Here is a 14,966-nt window from a genome sequence, read left to right as displayed (position 1 = left end):
CGCGCTCGCCCCTGAGCGGTTGATCGCCGACGCTCGAGACCGTCTCGACCGTCTCCGCAAGGCGCATGGCGACCGACGACCGGAACCGTGGTTCAACAAGTGGTCCGAGGTGTTGGAGCAGGGACCGACAGCAGTGCTGGACGTACTCACCTCCCGGGATCCGGTTGCGGTGGAGTTGCGTCAGAACTCCCCCTTCGCGGGAGTGTTGACCACAGCGGAACGGCACACCGCACTGCGCGCCTTCGGCCGCGCCTCGGCGGCCCTGCCAACGGACCGCGGCAGGACCGCAGTGTGAACCGGGCTGCGCTCGCGCACCTGCTCCGCGCGGCGGGTCGACCCGGCGGCCACCCAGCGGCTGCGGGACTGGCTGGCGTTCGCGACCCGCGACCGGCGGTGAAATGGGCCACATCCGGCCGTCCTGTCCCGAGGGGCGGGCTTCCGTGAGCCGCCACGCCCCCCGGAGGGCGTAGGCTCTCCGGTGGTAGTAGCCCACGGCGCAGACCCGCCCGCGCCGCCAAGGAGGTCATCGCACCGTGACCAAGCAGGTCCGTCAGCTGGATCGAGTGGTCATCCGTTTCGCCGGCGACTCCGGTGACGGTATGCAGCTAACCGGCGACCGGTTCACCTCCGAGACCGCCCAGCTCGGCAACGACATCTCGACCCTGCCCAACTTCCCCGCGGAGATCCGCGCCCCCGCCGGCACCCTGCCCGGGGTCTCCAGCTTCCAGCTGCACTTCGCCGACACCGACATCCTCACCCCCGGTGACGCCCCGAATGTGCTGGTCGCGATGAACCCGGCCGCGCTCAAGGCCAACCTGGGTGACCTGCCGCGCGGCGCCGACATCATCGTCAACACCGACGAGTTCAGCAAGCGCAACCTCAGCAAGGTCGGCTACTCGGTCAGCCCGCTGGAGGATGGCTCGCTCTCCGGGTATGCGGTCCACGAGGTGGGGCTGACCAGCCTCACCGTGGCGGCGCTCGCCGATCACGAGATCTCGAAGAAGGACGCCGAGCGGGCCAAAAACATGTTCGCCCTCGGCCTGCTGTCCTGGCTCTACTCCCGGCCGTATGAGTCGACCCTCGACTTCCTGGCGAAAAAGTTCGCCAGCCGGCCGGACCTGGCCGCCGCCAACTCGGCCGCGTTCAAGGCCGGCTGGAACTACGGCGAGACGACCGAGGACTTCTCGGTGCGGTATGAAGTGAAGCCCGCCACCATGCCGGCCGGCCACTACCGCAACATCACCGGCAACGTGGCGCTGGCGCTGGGGATCGTCGCCGCGGCGGTCCGGTCGCAGCGGCCGGTCTTCCTCGGCGCCTACCCGATCACCCCGGCCAGCGACATCCTGCACGAGCTGAGCAAGCACAAGCGGTTCGGGATCACCACGATGCAGGCCGAGGACGAGATCGCCGCGGTCGGTGCGGCGCTCGGCGCCTCGTACGGCGGGTCGCTCGGGGTCACCACCACCTCCGGCCCGGGGGTGGCGCTGAAGAGCGAGACGATCTCGCTGGCGGTCGCGTTGGAGCTGCCGCTGCTCGTGATCGACGTGCAGCGGGCCGGCCCGTCGACCGGGTTGCCGACCAAGACCGAGCAGGCCGACCTGCAGATGGCGCTCTTCGGCCGGCACGGTGAGGCGCCGGTGGCGGTGGTCGCCCCCCGGTCCCCGTCGGACTGTTTCGACGCCGCGCTGGAGGCCGCCCGGATCGCCATGACCTACCGGACCCCGGTGATCCTGCTCTCCGACGGCTACCTCGCCAACGGCTCCGAGCCGTGGCTGCTGCCGGAGGTCGCTGAGCTGCCCGACCTCCGGGTCGAGTTCGCCACCGGCCCGAACAGCGACGACGGCACCTTCCTGCCGTATCTTCGCGACCCGGAGACGCTGGCCCGGCCGTGGGCGGTGCCGGGCACCCCCGGGCTGGAGCACCGGATCGGCGGCCTGGAGAAAGCCGACCGCACCGGCGACATCTCCTACGATCCGGCGAACCACGACTTCATGGTCCGCACCCGGGCGGCCCGGATCGAAGCCATCCAGGTCGCCGATGTCGAGGTCGACGACCCGACCGGCGACGCGCCGGTGCTGGTGCTCGGCTGGGGGTCGACCTACGGCCCGATCGGCGCAGCCTGCCGCCGACTCCGGCGACGTGGCATGAACGTCGCTCAGGCCCACCTGCGCCACCTGGCGCCGCTGCCGCCGAACCTCGGCGAGGTGCTCGGTCGCTACCGCAAGGTGGTCATCCCGGAGCTGAACCTGGGGCAGCTGGCGACGGTCATCCGCTCCCGGTATCTGATCGACGCGATCCCTTACAACAAGGTTCGCGGCCTGCCGTTCACCGCCTCCGAACTGGAGAGCATGCTGGAGGACGTGGTCAAGGATGTCTAACCCGGTCCCGGTCAAGCTGACCACCAAAGACTTCAAGTCCGACCAGGAGGTCCGCTGGTGCCCCGGCTGCGGGGACTACGCGATCCTCGCCGCGGTCCAGTCGTTCATGCCCGAGCTGGGCATCCCGAAAGAGCGGATCGTCTTCGTCTCCGGCATCGGCTGCTCCTCCCGCTTCCCGTACTACATGGACACCTACGGGATGCACTCCATCCACGGCCGGGCCCCGGCGATCGCCACCGGCCTGTCGGCGAGCCGGCCCGACCTGTCGGTGTGGGTGGTCACCGGTGACGGCGACGCGCTCTCGATCGGCGGCAACCACCTGATCCACGCGCTGCGCCGCAACGTCAACCTCAAGATCCTGCTGTTCAACAACCGGATCTACGGCCTGACCAAGGGGCAGTACTCCCCCACCAGTGAGCTCGGCAAGGTCACCAAGTCGACCCCGGTGGGCTCGGCAGACTCACCGTTCAACCCGCTCTCGCTGGCGCTGGGGGCGGAGGCCACCTTCGTCGCCCGCACCATCGACTCCGACCGCAAGCACCTGCAGTCGGTGCTGCGGGCCGCCGCCGAGCACGAGGGGTCGGCGTTCGTCGAGATCTACCAGAACTGCAACATCTTCAACGACAACGCGTTCGAGCCGCTGAAAGATCCCGCCAGCCGCGACGACTACCTGATCCGGCTGGAGCACGGCCAGCCGATCACCTTCGGCGCCGACGGGCAGCACTGCGTGGTCCCCTCACCCAACGGTTTCGGCCTCCAGGTGCGCGACACCAGCGAGGTCGCCCCGGCGCAGATCGTCACCCACGACGCCGGGGTCGCCGAGCCGGCGTACGCGTTCGCGCTGACCCGGCTGCCCGACCTGGACCTGCGGCACACGCCGATCGGGGTGTTCCGGCAGGTGCCGCGGGAAACCTACGACCAGCTGGTGCAGCAGCAGCTCGCGGAGGCCCGGGAGCGGGCCGCCTCGGTCGGCCAGACCCCCGAGGAGCAGCTGACCAACCTGCTCGCCGCCGGCGACACCTGGACCATCAACTAGGTCGAGCGCGGACCCTCAGCGTGCGCAGCGGCGGGCCACCGGTCACCAGGCCGGTGGCCGGCACCGGCCCCCGGTCCAGCCGAACACCGCCCGGCCAATTCGGGCGGTGTCCACTCCTCGGCAGGTGGAAAGATCCACCGCGAACGGGGTGCCGAACACATAAGCCGTGATCAGCATGTTCCGCTCGGCCGCCGACAACGGCTCCGGGCACACCGTCATCGACCATCCGTACGCCCGGGCGCGTACCGCGTCGGGGTCGACGATGACGTCACCGATCTCCGCCACCGCCGGCTCGGGGTAACGACCCGGCACGTCGAAGCACAGGAAGCGGTTGCCGCCGAAACCCGGCCGGACCGCGCAACCACGCACCTCCGACCAGGGCACCGAGACGCTGACCGCGCCGGACTCGTCGCCGTCCCGATAGTGCAGCCCGGTGGCGTCCAGCCGGATCGACGGGCGCGGCAGCCGGCGCAGCCGCCGACAGCGGAGCAGCTCGGTCGCGCCGTCGAAGGCTAGCCAGCCGCCACCGATGATCAGCAGCACCGTGGCCAGGGTCCAGCCCGCGGTGAACGCCAGGGTTGGCTGGGCCGGCACCGCACCGGCGAGCACCACCCCGGCGGCGGCAAGCCCCGCCAGCCCGAGCAGCACCTTCGTCACCCGAGGAGCCATCAGCCAGCGCCGGTGCGCGAGCACGATGCTGTCATCTGCCAAGGTCGACATAACTGTTTACTCTAGAACGAACACCGCCGGTAAGCAGGGCCCGGCGTCGATCATGCCGGGTCCAGGTCTGCGACCTCCTGATCGACCTCGAGCGCGACCGCCACCGCCTGACTCAGCGTCATCGCCGCGCCAGCGCCGTAGGCGGCGTCGAACCGGTCGTCGCCGAGGCTGGCCCGCACCGCCGTCGCCAGGCTGGTCCAGTAGCCGGCGAAACCGCCATGCGGGGAGCGCAGCCGCGCCCGGTGGGTGTGGACGGCGCCGAAGAGCCGGGCCGCGGTCACCGGGTCGCCGCCCAGGCCACACCGGGCAGCCATCGCCGCCAGCGTCTCGCACGCCCTGGTGTGGAAGCCGTACGCCATCCGGGAACGCAGCGCCACCACCAGATGGTCGTGGGCGGCGACCAGGTCCCCGCGGGAGAGCGCGACCACCCCGAGCAGATGGTCGATCGCCCGCCGGCCCCGCACATCCGGCCGGGCCTGCTCGAACGGGCGCGCCCGGCTGAGCAGCGCCGCCGCCTCCGCCAGCGCCGACCGCCGCCACAGCAGCTGCACCAGGCAGGTCACCGCGAACAGCGCGTCCGCCGGCACGCCCCGCTCCGCCGACCAGTCGATGAGTTCCCGGCACACCTGCTCCGCCTCGGCCGGACGAGACAGATCCATCAGCGACCAGGCCCGGGTGGCGAGCACCCGGGCCAGCAGCCCGGCGTCGCCCACCCGGCGGGCGGTCTCCTCCGCCTGCTGGGCGTACCGGTGCTGCTCGGCGTACTCGCCGTCGGCGCCGGCCAGCAGCGAATGGACGTGGTAAGCCTCGGCGAGCAGCCGGTCGCCCAGCTCCTCCTCCGTCTCGGCGAGCCGCCCGTAGAGCCGGAACAGCCACAGCCGCCCCTCCCGGGCCAGGCCCCGCTCCCGCCACCACAGGTCCAGCATCCGGGCCAGCCGCAGCCCGTCGCTGGCGGCGCCGCCGGTGACGCAGAAGTGCAGCGCCGCCCGGATCTCGTCCGCGTACCGGTCGATGTGGTGCAGCGACAGGGTGACCGGCTGCCCGTGCGGGTCGCGCACTCCGCGCCGCAGGCGCGCCACCAGCCAGTTGACGTGGCGCTGGTGGGCGGCTGTCTCCTCACCGGCGCTGGCGAGTTCCCGGGCGACGAAGGCGCGGATCGGGTCGAGCATCCGGTAGCTGAAGCCGGGCCCGGCCTCGCCGTCACCGGCCGGCGGCCCGTCCGCGTGCAGCAGCGACTTGTCGACCAACACCGTCAACGCCGGAAGCGGGTCGCCCCCGAGTAACCATTCGGCGGTCGCCAGATCCACCGGCCCGGCGAAGACCGACAATCCGCGCAGCAGGCGGGCGTGCTGAGGCGCCAACGTACGGTAGGACCAGCCCACCGCCGCCTCCAATGTGGTGTGCCGGAAAGCCGGCGACGCCGTGGGCAGGGCCACCGGCCGCGTCCCGGAACTCCACCCCGGCGGACCGGCATCGATGGTGGCCAGCAGGTCGCCCGGCGGACCCGCCGCCTCCGCCTCGACCCGGTCGGCGAGCTGGCCGGCGCCGAGCACTCGCAGCCGGCCGGCGGCCAACTCGATCGCCAACGGCAGCCCGGCGAGGCGGGCGGCGACCCGGGCCAGCTCCGGCAGCTCCGCCGCGGGGACCGGCGCCCCGCCCCGGGCGGCCACGGTCCGTTCCGCGAGCAGGGCGACGGCGTCCCCGGGCTGGCCGTCGCCGGTCTGGGCCGTCGACAACGGCGGGATCCGCCACACCAGCTCACCCGGGATGCCCAACGGTTCCCGGCTGGTCGCCAACAGCCGGGTACCGGCGCTGGCCCCCAGGATCGCCGTCGCCACCGCCGCGGCCGCCACGATCTGGGCGTCGCAGGTGTCGAGCACCAGCAGCATCCGTCGTTGCGCGACGTACTCGGCGAGGGTGCGCAGCATCGGCCGGCCCGGTTCGGGGCGCAGCCCGAGCGCGCTGGCGACCGCCACCGCCACCAGCCGAGGGTCGGTCACCGCCGCGAGGTCCGCGAACCACACCCCGTCGGGGTAGCGGCTCAGCTGGTCGGCGGCGACCACATTGGCCAACCGGGTCTTGCCGGCGCCGCCCGCGCCGGCGACCGTGACCAGCCGGTGCTGATCGAGCAGCGCGGCCACCTGCGACCGCTCGGCGTGGCGACCGACGAAGGAAGTGATCGGCGCCGGCAGATTGTGGGCGGCGGCGCGCTCCGTACGCGGCGACGGAAACCCCTGGTCAAGACCGGGCGCGACCAGCTGGAACAGGCGCTCCCGGCCGTCGAAGCCCCGCAACCGGTAGAGCCCGAGATCCCGCAGCCACGCGTCCGGCTCCAGCCCAACTGCGTGGCCCGCGGTGGCGGCAGAGCAGAGCACCTGCCCTCCGTGGGCGGCGGCGGCGATCCGGGCCGCCCGGTGCACCTCCGGGCTGGCGTACTCGCCGTTCGACGGGCGGGCGTAACCGCTGTGCAGCCCCATCCGAACCTTGGGCTGCGCCTGGTCGTGCGGCCATGAATGGCCGGTGAGCGTGTGCTGCGCGGCACGGCAGGAGCTGAGTGCGGTGGCCGCGTCCGGGAAAGCGAAGAAGAACGAGTCGCCCTCGGCGAACAGCTCCACGCCCCCGTCGGTGCGCAGGGCGGAGCGGAGCAACCGCCGATGGGCCGCCAACACCGGTCCATAGTCGGGGCCGAGTAGCTGCGCCAGCCGGGTGGACCCTTCGATGTCCGTGATCAGGAACGTGACCAGCCCGCTCGGCAAGTTGGTCCGCGCCGTCACGAGCACCCTCCACATAGTGGGAAAGCGGCTATTCAGTAGTGCCGCCGCGCCGGGCCCGACGATCACCGGTTGCGATCAGGCCAGACTCGGACGAGCCGCGTCCGACGGCGCCCGCCAGTGATCTCTGGCAGCGAATACGGATGCACTCTGAGTAAGATAACGAGGTCGGCCGTACGGTGAATTGGCCCATGCGGACACTTCCCGCGGCCTGATCGGGTTAGCCGCAGCCGCAGCCACCGCCGCAGCACCCACCAGCTGCCGCCGGGGGCGCCCCGCCCGCCCCGCCGGCCCGACCGGCCAGCGACACGGTGGAGAGCAGCTTGACCGTATCGGTATGGCCCCGTGGGCACGCGGCCGGCGCACCGGCCGCGTGCATGGGCCGGTCGACCTCGAACGTGCCGCCACAAGGTCGACACCGGAATTCGTACCGGGGCATGCCTGACAGCATAGCCCCGGCCGCACCCTCCCCGCCCGCCCGCCGAGGCGGTGACACCAACTATGCAATCTGGCCGATTTGTCGGTACCCGCGGGCGAGTAACGCCTGTGGCCGGTGGGGTAGGCGGGGTAGCAAACGTGGGGAATACTCGATGCCGTGACCGATCCGGCACCGACGCCCCGGGACGACCTGCAACGGCCGCTCGACGAGGGCTACCCCGAAGGCTTCGGCGAGGGCTTCGGCGAGCCGGCGCTGGTCGCCAGCGAGCTGACCGTGACCAGCGAGCCGGAGCTGGCCACCACCGACCTGGCCGCTACCGACCTCGCTACCACCGACCTGCCCGCTACCGACCTGGCGACCACCCCGCTCCGGCCAGCCGTGCCCGCCGCCGCGCCAGGCATCCGCTCCCACCGAGCCGCCCGCGCCACCGCCCCGCTGGCGTTGGTGGCGCGCGGCCACCTGGTCCGGAGCTTCCACGCGGCGCGGCTGCTGCCCGGCCGGGCGGTCCGCAGCTTCCGCGCCTGGGCCCGCCGCCCCACCGGCCGCTTCGCGCTCCCCGCCACGCTGATCGGGGCGATGCTGCTCGCCGGCGGGCTCGGCGGCGGCGCCGTCGTACCCGCCACCGGCACCTCCGCCACCAGCGGCGCGGGTGACCCGACCGTCGCACCGACGCCGACCCCGAGCGGCACCCGCCCACCCGGGCCGGTGCCGCCGATCATCGACCCGGAGCTCAGCCTCCCCGGCAACCCGTCTGACGGACTGCGCGACTGGGGCCAGCAGGTCGCCGAACGCACCGGCATCCCGATGGTGGCGGTCCTCGCCTACGGCTACGCCGAACTCGTCGTCGCCCACACCACCCCGGAGTGCAACCTGAGCTGGACTACGCTCGCCGCGATCGGTCGGGTCGAGTCCAACCACGGGCACAGCGGCGACAGCTCGCTGCTGCCGGACGGCCGGGCCATCCCCCCGATCTACGGTGACCCGCTCGACGGCGAGGGCGGCCGGATGCTCATCCCCGACACCGACGGCGGCGAACTCGACGGCGACGAGGTGTACGACCGGGCGGTCGGCCCGATGCAGTTCATTCCCGAGACCTGGCAGCTGGAGGCGGTCGACGCCGACGGCGACGGCGTCGCGGACGTGCACAACATCCACGACGCGGCGCTCGCCGCCGCGAACTACCTGTGTCGGGGTGACCGCGATCTGACCGTCCCCGCCGACTGGTGGGCGGCGATCCACTCGTACAACAACGTGTCCGTCTACGCCGACGCAGTCTTCAACGCAGCCAACGAATACGGCCAACTCAGCCGCCCCTAAGAGTTGATCATGGACCTAGGTACATGATTGGCGGGCTGCGGCGTACCTAACCCCATGATCGCCAGTACGGGCCGCTGTCGCGCAATTCCCCCGAGTACGCCCTTCCGTCCCGCCCTCCGGCAGGGCAAGCTGTACTCGTGGTGGTGGTACGTGAATGGGACCCGGCGACGGCGCCGGAGGCGGAGATCGATGCTGTGATCACCGCACTCAACGATGTGCTCGCCGCGGACCTCCCGGAGGATCCGCTGTGGCAGCCCGGCGCCATGCGCGCCTACCTCGGCGAAACTATGCCTGGTGAGCGGCGACTGTGCTGGCTCACAACCGCGGACGAACCCGGCTCCCCGCCCCGCGCGCTGGGCCACGCGAACCTGCTCCTACTCGGCGACATCGGGGTGCTGGAGGTGCTCGTCCACCCGTCCGCGCGTACCCATGGGGTTGGCCACGCGCTAGTCGCGGCGGCGGCGCGGCGGGCGTATGACGAAGGTCTCGCCTCGATCGGGGTGGAGGCGGTCGGCGGCACCCCCGCGATCAAGTTCTGGGAGTCGATCGGGTTCCGCTGCGTCTACGTCGAGCTGCGCGGCGTGCTTCGGCTGGCCGAGGTCGACCACGCCGCGTTGGCGACGATGGCCCGGTCGGTGCCCGACGACTACCGGATCGAGTTCCACCCGGGCGGCCTCCCCGAGGCGCTGCTCGAGCCCTACGCCTCCGCCAAGGCGTCCCGGCAGGAGGGCGACGAGCTCGATCTGCGCCCCAGCTCGTACGACGCACAGCGGCTCGCCGAGAGCCTGACCACGCTGAACCGGCGCGGCATGCGCCCGTACCTGGTGCTCGCGCTGCATGAGCCGAGCGGGGAGGTGGCCGCGCTGACCGAGGTGGTGATCCCCAGCCAGCACCCCGCCCGCGCCGACCAGTACGACACGATCGTGGTCCCGGATCACCGCGGGCTGGGCCTGGAACGTGCGGTCAAGGCCCGGATGTTGCAGGAGCTCAGCCGGGCCGAGCCGCAGCTCACTGAGGTGCAGACGTGGAACGCCCCGGAGAACGACCCGATGTCGGACGTCAACTCGGAGCTCGGCTTCCAGATGGATCGTGAGTGGCGTGAGTACGAGGTAGACGTACTGGACTTGATCCGACAATTGTCGAGTTGATCATGGCCCGGGCTAGTCGCGGGGGAGCAGCGGCCCCAGCGGGCCGAGATCGATGTTCAGATCCTCCGCGTCGAGCCCGAAGTGCTCCCGCAACGTCACCATGTGCGCCTCCAACGCCATCAACGTGGCGCCCAGCCGCTCCACCTGCTCCGCCCTAAGATCGCCGTACTCCAGTCGCCGCAGCGCCTGCCGCTCCATCAGCTGCCGCAGCAGCTCCACCACCGTGAGCACCAACTGGGCCAGGCCCCGCTCGGGCGCCGGCTCCGACAGCTCCATCCGCTCCGGGAAGACCATCCCGGCCGGCAAACCCACCCGACCCGGCAGACCCACCCGACCCGGCAGCTCCGGCCCCTCACCCATCCCCACCACCCCGGTACAGATCCGGCCGCACCGAGGTGATCAACGCCCGCAGCGAAACCTGCACCAGGTCCACGCCGGCGATCGAGAGCGTGACCTCGCCGGCCACCACCACACCGCGCGCCAGCACCCGGTCGAGCAGATCGACCAGCGCCACCGGTTCAGCTGCGAACACCGCACCCGACTCGGTCGGTTCGGCGCGCCTGGTCACCAGCACCGTCTCGGTGGTGTGCCGTTCGACCCGCTGGTGGTTCATTCACCACCCCCGGCGACGGTGACGAACGAGTACGCCGGCCACGGCCCGGTCATCCGGACCCGCAGCTGCGGCAGCCCGGCTACGGCGCTGTGTACGGTGTCGGCGAACTCCTTGGCATGGTCGTCGTCGACCAGATAGGCCGAGTTCAGCACCACCGGCTCCGGCTGGCCGTCGGGCGACCGGGTCGGGGGCGGCGACCGGTGGATCGCCATCGCGAACGGGAGCAGCGCCGCATCAAGCTGTTGCGCGGCGACGGCCGCGTCGGCTCGGGCCTGCTGCTGCCGCGCCCGCCGGGCCCGCCGGTGGAGCAGATACTCGGTGCCGGAGCGCTCGGCCGGCGGGTGCGCCCCGTCGTCGCCGGGCCCCGCCTCGTCGCCGGGGTCCGGCGCCACCGGGGAGGCCTGCACCCCCCACTCCGCCCGGCCGGTGACGGTGTCGAGCGCCTCCCGCAACCTGGCGGACTGATCCCGCAGCAGCTCGGCCACCCGACCATCGTTGTGGTAGACGGTGGCGAGCCGGAACGGCACCGTTGGCTGCCGGGCAAAGCAGGTGCTGACCACCTCGTGGTGCGCCCGGACCACCTGTTCCAGCCAGTCCGCGTCGGCGAGCCGCTCGGCCAGCCGCGCCTCGGTCACCTCCGCCGCCGGGACCGAGCCGACCACCGCAGCGAGCCCGCTGTCCCGAACCAGCCGCGGTGGTTCGGCCATCACGCCGGTCAGACCGGTGGGCAGCGCGGACGTTTCGCCGGGCAGCACCGCGTAGACCCAGCTCGCCTGGTCACTCATCGTCGGCTCCGGTCTCGAGCGCCCGGGCCCGGGAGGAGAGCATCGGGTCGTTCTCCCACCAGTCGATGCCCATCTCGCGGGCTCGGTCCACTGAGGCGATAAGCAGCCGGACCCGGATCGTCAACAGCTCCACATCGACCAGGTCCACCTTGATGTCGCCGGCGATGACGATCCCCTTGTCCAGGACCCGTTCCAGTACGTCGGCGAGGTTCGACGGATCCGGACGGGCGAGCGCGGCGTGCCCCGGCCCGAGCCAGCCGCCGGGAGGGCGGCTCGGCGTCGGTTCGGTCATAGCCGGTCCTCGTCGACCTGGCCCCGGTGGTAACGGCGCAGCCGCCGGTACGCGTACGGTTCGCCGTCGGACCCCACCGCCACTTGGTAACACCCGAGCACATCACAGGTATCGGGGATCCGTGACAGCTCCAACAGCTCCACAGTAATCAGCCAGCCGCTTTCGTCCGGCTCGACTCCGCTGACCACCTCCGGTTGCTGACCGGTCATCTCGTCGATGTACGAGACCGCTTGCCGCGCCGCTTCCCGGGCGCTGACCCCTTCCGTCGTCTGCTCCGCCATTTCACCAGTCCTCGTCGTCGTCGGCGTCGTCGGCGAGCAGGTCGTCCACCGCCTCGGTCTCAAGTTCCACCCGGTACTCGTCGGAGATCTCGCCGGCCTCCCACGCCGCCTCGATCTCCGCCAGCCGTTGAGAAACCGACTTCGCGGTACCGTGATCGTGCTCCGCCTGCCGCTGAACCTGCTCGCCCAGCCACACCACGCCTCGGACCGGAGCCAGCGGCAGCGTCAACAACCCGGTGAACAGGCCCATGCCCTCACCCCTCTCCGACCGGCTTCGCCGCCGGTCTGCCGCTGCTGACCGGCCACCGAGGTGCCCGACCATCGCCAGCTTCGTCTAGTGTGTACTCACCGTTGACTAGCCCGGCCGCGAAGTCGTACGGCGCCATCGGTCCGAGTAGTCGCAGCCGGGCCCGGCCTCGCCAGTGCGCCCCCAGCTCGGCGACGGCAGCCTCGAACTCGGCTGCCCGGGCTCGTTCCACTAGACACGCCACGTCCGCGATCCGGTCGCCTTCGACCGACCTGGCGGGGCTGACCGAGCCCAGCACCTGGTACGGGCGCAGCCATTGGGTGAGCGTGTCGATGTCGGCCGACCGTTTCGCGCCCACCGCTTGCGCGACTTGTTCCCCGAGCCGTACCCGGGCGGCCTGGTCGGCGCCCTTGCTGCGGGGGGCGTGCCGCACCCGCTGGTGCAGCGCCCGGGTCGCCGGCTGCTCGGCGAGCACCTCCCGCACCGGCGCGTCGCCGCGATACCGCGCCCGCACGGTGAACTGGTTGCGGGTGGCCAACGAGGTGAGAGCCGAGGCGTACGCGTCGTGCCCCGGCGCCAGAAACTCGGTGATCACATCGTCGGTCGTCGCGAACGTGGTGCCGAAGCGTACCGGAAGGACCGGCGTGTGCCGGGCGAGCGAATCCAGGGTGGCGGTGTACCCGAGCAGTTGCGGGCGCAGCCGGCGGTCCGGTTTAGCCGGGGTGGGGCGGGTAATTGCGGCGAGCCGCTGGTATGGCACGAGGACAGCGTCCCCGGGCAGGCCGGCCAGCGCTCCGTCGGCGGCATCTGCCCAGACCACACCGTAGAGGTGGCTAGCGGAGCCGGCGGCGGTCATCGACTTCCGCCCTTCCGCTGCTGGTTGTTCGCCGGCTCCTGCTCCTCATCGCCCTCGTCCTCATCTTCGTCGTCGCCGCCGCCGATCCCGAGGGTGTCCTTGACGCTCTCCTTGGCCCCCTTCGCCACCCCCTGCGCCTTCTTTTTGGCGCCGCCCTGCAACCCGCCGCCGACGATCTCCGGCAGTCCGGTGGTGGAGGCCGGCTCCAGCACCACCCGGTCGACCGCTTCGGCGAATCGCAGGTAGGTGTCCACACTGGCAATAACGATCCGAGCGTCGATGGTGAGCAGCTCGAGGCCGAGCAGCGAAACCCGCACGAAAGCATCGATTACTAGTCCCTTGTCGAGGATCAGGTCGATAACGTCGGCCAGGCCGCTGGACCGCGGCCGATCGATGTAGTCGCCGCCTCGCGCCACCACCGTCATTCCGGTCACCGCCTTCGCTTGTTGTTGGCGGGCCGGTCTTCACCGGCCTCCTCGCTGGCTTGCTCACCGCCGGCTTGCTCGCCGCCGTTCTCCTCGTTGTTCTCCTCGCCGCCGTTCTCCTCGCCGCCGTTCTCTTCGCCGCCGTTCTCCTCGCCGCCGGACTCCTCGCCGCCGGACTCCTCCTCGTCCGACTGTGACTGCACCTCGCTGTCGTGGATCTCGCCGCGCCACCCCTCCACCTCGTCCGGGTGCAGGATGGTCTGGGTCATCACGTGCCGGCGGAAGTGCTTAAGCTCCAGCCGGACCCGACGCCCCTGGGCCCGCCAGAGGTTGCCGGTCTTCTCGAAGAACCCGTTCGGGTAGTACTCGAGGACGAGCAAGATCCGGGTGAGGGTGGGGCTCAACTCATGGAAGGTGACCGCCCCGTCGACGTACCCCTTGGCTCCCTCAGAGCGCCAGATGATGCGCTCGTCGGGGATCTGGTCAAGGATCGTCGACTTCCAGTCACGGCTGGACCAGAGCACCCGACCCCGCCACTTCAGCTCGGTGTCTGATTCCTGTTCGACGTTCTCGACCTTCTTCATAAAGCTGGGAAAGTCGGTGAACCGGGTCCACTGGTCGTAGGCGACGTTGATCGGCACACCGACATCGATCTGCTCGACGATGTTGGTCACCTTGCCGGCACCGCCGCCGGAGCCACCGCCGCCGCCCCCGCCCCCGCCTACTGCCGAGCCTGCTTTCTGGACTCCTTCGACGACCTTGCCGCCGGCCTTCTTGACCGCGGCACCGCCGGCCTTCTTGACCGCCTGAGCTCCGGCGCCGGCGATTCCGTCAGCGGCGGCGCCATCGAGCCCGAGCTTCTCGGTGACGCCGCCGCCGACCCGGTTGGTCAGCGAGCTCACGGCTCGCTTAGCCACCGCCTTGAGCAGCTCCCGCAACTCCTGCTTGAGTTCGTCGGTCGGCAACTGGCTCATGATCGAGCCGCCGCCGGATTCTGGGCTCTGCTGGTCCGCCATGGGATCACCTCCGTCGCCGGGCCGCGCCCAGACCGTCCGGACGCCCGCTTACCTGCGCCCGCTCCCCGCTCGCGGCGCCGCCGCCCCGCGAGCCACCCGACCGCCGGGCCGGCGTCCCTCCTTTTGTGGATCCCTTACTGTTCGACGGCGCCGACGACTCGGGCTGCGTCTCGGAGGTCGCCTGATCCTTCGGTTGCTCGGCGGCTTCCTCCTCCTGCTCGGCGGCTTCTTCGTCCTGCCCGCCGGCTTCCTCGTCCTGCCCGCCGGCTTCCTGTGCCGATGGCTCGGCCGGGGACTCGGTCGATTCGGCAGAGCTCTGCTGCAGCGACTCGGTCTTGCTGTGGATCCGGGAGGAGAGGCCGCGCATCTGGTTTGCGAGCAGCGAAGCCGCCGTTTCCCGGCCTTGATCCGCGAGCTTCTTCAGCTCCGGTGAGGAGCCGCCGCCTTCGCCGCCTTCGTCGCCTCCCCGCGCCAGCGCGGCCTCGCCGAGCCGCTTGCTGGCGACCAACGCCGCAACCGCGAGCAGCCATCTGGTCTTGCGGTACCGCCCGAGCAGGTAGCCGCCGGCGAGGCCGAGCGCCAGGCGTGAGCGGTTGCCCATTGGTCCTCCCGGCTGTCGGTCGTCAGGTCAGTTCGATGGGC

General features: G+C 71.4%; 17 protein-coding genes. 4 read left to right on the top strand and 13 right to left on the bottom strand.

All coding sequences use genetic code 11. The features are described from left to right. Positions 1–533 precede the first annotated feature (533 nt). Both JQS43_RS02185 and JQS43_RS02180 read left to right on the top strand, forming a co-directional pair. Positions 534–2,378 (top strand): 2-oxoacid:acceptor oxidoreductase subunit alpha, encoded by a 1,845-nt coding sequence (locus tag JQS43_RS02185; RefSeq protein ID WP_239677375.1) that lies wholly within the window; start codon positions 534–536, stop codon positions 2,376–2,378. After that, entirely contained in the window at positions 2,371–3,414 is a 1,044-nt protein-coding gene (locus JQS43_RS02180; protein ID WP_239677374.1) for a 2-oxoacid:ferredoxin oxidoreductase subunit beta, read from the top strand. The genes JQS43_RS02185 and JQS43_RS02180 overlap by 8 nt, the downstream gene beginning before the upstream one ends. A gap of 42 nt (positions 3,415–3,456) precedes the next feature. Here the strand turns inward: JQS43_RS02180 and JQS43_RS02175 are convergent, their stop codons facing one another. From JQS43_RS02175 to JQS43_RS02165, 3 genes are all read right to left on the bottom strand, one after another. Then, the gene (locus JQS43_RS02175) at positions 3,457–4,134 is read right to left on the bottom strand and encodes a hypothetical protein (protein WP_239677373.1); all 678 of its coding nucleotides are present in this window, start codon (positions 4,132–4,134) and stop codon (positions 3,457–3,459) included. A gap of 50 nt (positions 4,135–4,184) precedes the next feature. Beyond that, entirely contained in the window at positions 4,185–6,908 is a 2,724-nt protein-coding gene (locus tag JQS43_RS02170; protein WP_239677372.1) for a winged helix-turn-helix domain-containing protein, read from the bottom strand. A gap of 217 nt (positions 6,909–7,125) precedes the next feature. Beyond that, the gene (locus JQS43_RS02165) at positions 7,126–7,344 is read right to left on the bottom strand and encodes an FmdB family zinc ribbon protein (RefSeq protein ID WP_239677371.1); all 219 of its coding nucleotides are present in this window, start codon (positions 7,342–7,344) and stop codon (positions 7,126–7,128) included. A 156-nt stretch (positions 7,345–7,500) separates the two neighbouring features. Here JQS43_RS02165 and JQS43_RS02160 point away from each other — a divergent pair, with 156 nt between their 5' ends. After that, positions 7,501–8,661 carry a lytic murein transglycosylase gene (locus tag JQS43_RS02160; protein WP_239677370.1) on the top strand — a complete coding sequence of 387 codons (1,161 nt, stop codon included), beginning with the start codon at positions 7,501–7,503 and terminating at the stop codon, positions 8,659–8,661. Between the two features lie 143 nt (positions 8,662–8,804). Further along, entirely contained in the window at positions 8,805–9,809 is a 1,005-nt protein-coding gene (locus JQS43_RS02155) for a GNAT family N-acetyltransferase (RefSeq protein WP_239679279.1), read from the top strand. A 12-nt stretch (positions 9,810–9,821) separates the two neighbouring features. Here JQS43_RS02155 and JQS43_RS02150 read toward each other — a convergent pair whose 3' ends face one another. From JQS43_RS02150 to JQS43_RS02105, 10 genes are read right to left on the bottom strand one after another with little or no spacing between them, the layout of a single operon-like run. Next, on the bottom strand, positions 9,822–10,169 hold the full coding sequence (locus JQS43_RS02150) for a gas vesicle protein K (RefSeq protein WP_239677369.1): 348 nt from the start codon (positions 10,167–10,169) through the stop codon (positions 9,822–9,824). Continuing rightward, positions 10,162–10,422, bottom strand: coding sequence for a gas vesicle protein (locus tag JQS43_RS02145; RefSeq protein ID WP_239677368.1), 261 nt, complete (start codon positions 10,420–10,422; stop codon positions 10,162–10,164). Before JQS43_RS02145 ends, JQS43_RS02150 begins: the two co-directional genes overlap by 8 nt. Further along, a complete protein-coding gene (locus JQS43_RS02140; protein WP_239677367.1) occupies positions 10,419–11,207 on the bottom strand; it encodes a GvpL/GvpF family gas vesicle protein in 789 nt (262 codons plus the stop codon). The genes JQS43_RS02145 and JQS43_RS02140 overlap by 4 nt, the downstream gene beginning before the upstream one ends. Then, the gene (locus JQS43_RS26170) at positions 11,200–11,499 is read right to left on the bottom strand and encodes a gas vesicle protein (RefSeq protein WP_239677366.1); all 300 of its coding nucleotides are present in this window, start codon (positions 11,497–11,499) and stop codon (positions 11,200–11,202) included. The genes JQS43_RS02140 and JQS43_RS26170 overlap by 8 nt, the downstream gene beginning before the upstream one ends. Further along, a complete protein-coding gene (locus JQS43_RS02130; protein ID WP_239677365.1) occupies positions 11,496–11,780 on the bottom strand; it encodes a gas vesicle protein GvpO in 285 nt (94 codons plus the stop codon). The genes JQS43_RS26170 and JQS43_RS02130 overlap by 4 nt, the downstream gene beginning before the upstream one ends. Position 11,781: 1 nt before the next feature. Beyond that, positions 11,782–12,030 (bottom strand): gas vesicle protein GvpG, encoded by a 249-nt coding sequence (locus JQS43_RS02125; RefSeq protein WP_239677364.1) that lies wholly within the window; start codon positions 12,028–12,030, stop codon positions 11,782–11,784. Between the two features lie 4 nt (positions 12,031–12,034). Continuing rightward, entirely contained in the window at positions 12,035–12,883 is an 849-nt protein-coding gene (locus JQS43_RS02120; RefSeq protein WP_239677363.1) for a GvpL/GvpF family gas vesicle protein, read from the bottom strand. Further along, entirely contained in the window at positions 12,880–13,308 is a 429-nt protein-coding gene (gene gvpJ / locus JQS43_RS02115) for a gas vesicle protein GvpJ (protein ID WP_239679278.1), read from the bottom strand. The genes JQS43_RS02120 and gvpJ overlap by 4 nt, the downstream gene beginning before the upstream one ends. Positions 13,309–13,313: 5 nt before the next feature. Then, positions 13,314–14,324: an SRPBCC family protein gene (locus tag JQS43_RS02110; protein WP_239677362.1), complete on the bottom strand. Its 1,011-nt coding sequence runs from the start codon at positions 14,322–14,324 to the stop codon at positions 13,314–13,316. A gap of 4 nt (positions 14,325–14,328) precedes the next feature. Next, a complete protein-coding gene (locus JQS43_RS02105; protein WP_239677361.1) occupies positions 14,329–14,925 on the bottom strand; it encodes a hypothetical protein in 597 nt (198 codons plus the stop codon). Between the last annotated feature and the right edge of the window lie 41 nt (positions 14,926–14,966).

Origin of the sequence: Natronosporangium hydrolyticum, assembly GCF_016925615.1 — a bacterium.
GTDB lineage: Bacteria > Actinomycetota > Actinomycetes > Mycobacteriales > Micromonosporaceae > Natronosporangium > Natronosporangium hydrolyticum.
Note: the sequence above shows the minus strand (reverse complement) of the source record. Positions and strands in the feature narration are given on the sequence as shown.

Bases quoted from the DNA above. Each gene is read 5' to 3' on its own strand.
- JQS43_RS02180 (WP_239677374.1), top strand. From the start codon at position 2,371: ATGTCTAACCCGGTCCCGGTCAAGCTGACCACCAAAGACTTCAAGTCC.
- JQS43_RS02175 (WP_239677373.1), bottom strand. From the start codon at position 4,134: ATGTCGACCTTGGCAGATGACAGCATCGTGCTCGCGCACCGGCGCTGG.
- JQS43_RS02165 (WP_239677371.1), bottom strand. From the start codon at position 7,344: ATGCCCCGGTACGAATTCCGGTGTCGACCTTGTGGCGGCACGTTCGAG.
- JQS43_RS02150 (WP_239677369.1), bottom strand. From the start codon at position 10,169: ATGGGTGAGGGGCCGGAGCTGCCGGGTCGGGTGGGTCTGCCGGGTCGG.
- JQS43_RS02145 (WP_239677368.1), bottom strand. From the start codon at position 10,422: ATGAACCACCAGCGGGTCGAACGGCACACCACCGAGACGGTGCTGGTG.
- JQS43_RS02140 (WP_239677367.1), bottom strand. From the start codon at position 11,207: ATGAGTGACCAGGCGAGCTGGGTCTACGCGGTGCTGCCCGGCGAAACG.
- JQS43_RS26170 (WP_239677366.1), bottom strand. From the start codon at position 11,499: ATGACCGAACCGACGCCGAGCCGCCCTCCCGGCGGCTGGCTCGGGCCG.
- JQS43_RS02130 (WP_239677365.1), bottom strand. From the start codon at position 11,780: ATGGCGGAGCAGACGACGGAAGGGGTCAGCGCCCGGGAAGCGGCGCGG.
- JQS43_RS02125 (WP_239677364.1), bottom strand. From the start codon at position 12,030: ATGGGCCTGTTCACCGGGTTGTTGACGCTGCCGCTGGCTCCGGTCCGA.
- JQS43_RS02120 (WP_239677363.1), bottom strand. From the start codon at position 12,883: ATGACCGCCGCCGGCTCCGCTAGCCACCTCTACGGTGTGGTCTGGGCA.
- gvpJ (WP_239679278.1), bottom strand. From the start codon at position 13,308: ATGACGGTGGTGGCGCGAGGCGGCGACTACATCGATCGGCCGCGGTCC.
- JQS43_RS02110 (WP_239677362.1), bottom strand. From the start codon at position 14,324: ATGGCGGACCAGCAGAGCCCAGAATCCGGCGGCGGCTCGATCATGAGC.
- JQS43_RS02105 (WP_239677361.1), bottom strand. From the start codon at position 14,925: ATGGGCAACCGCTCACGCCTGGCGCTCGGCCTCGCCGGCGGCTACCTG.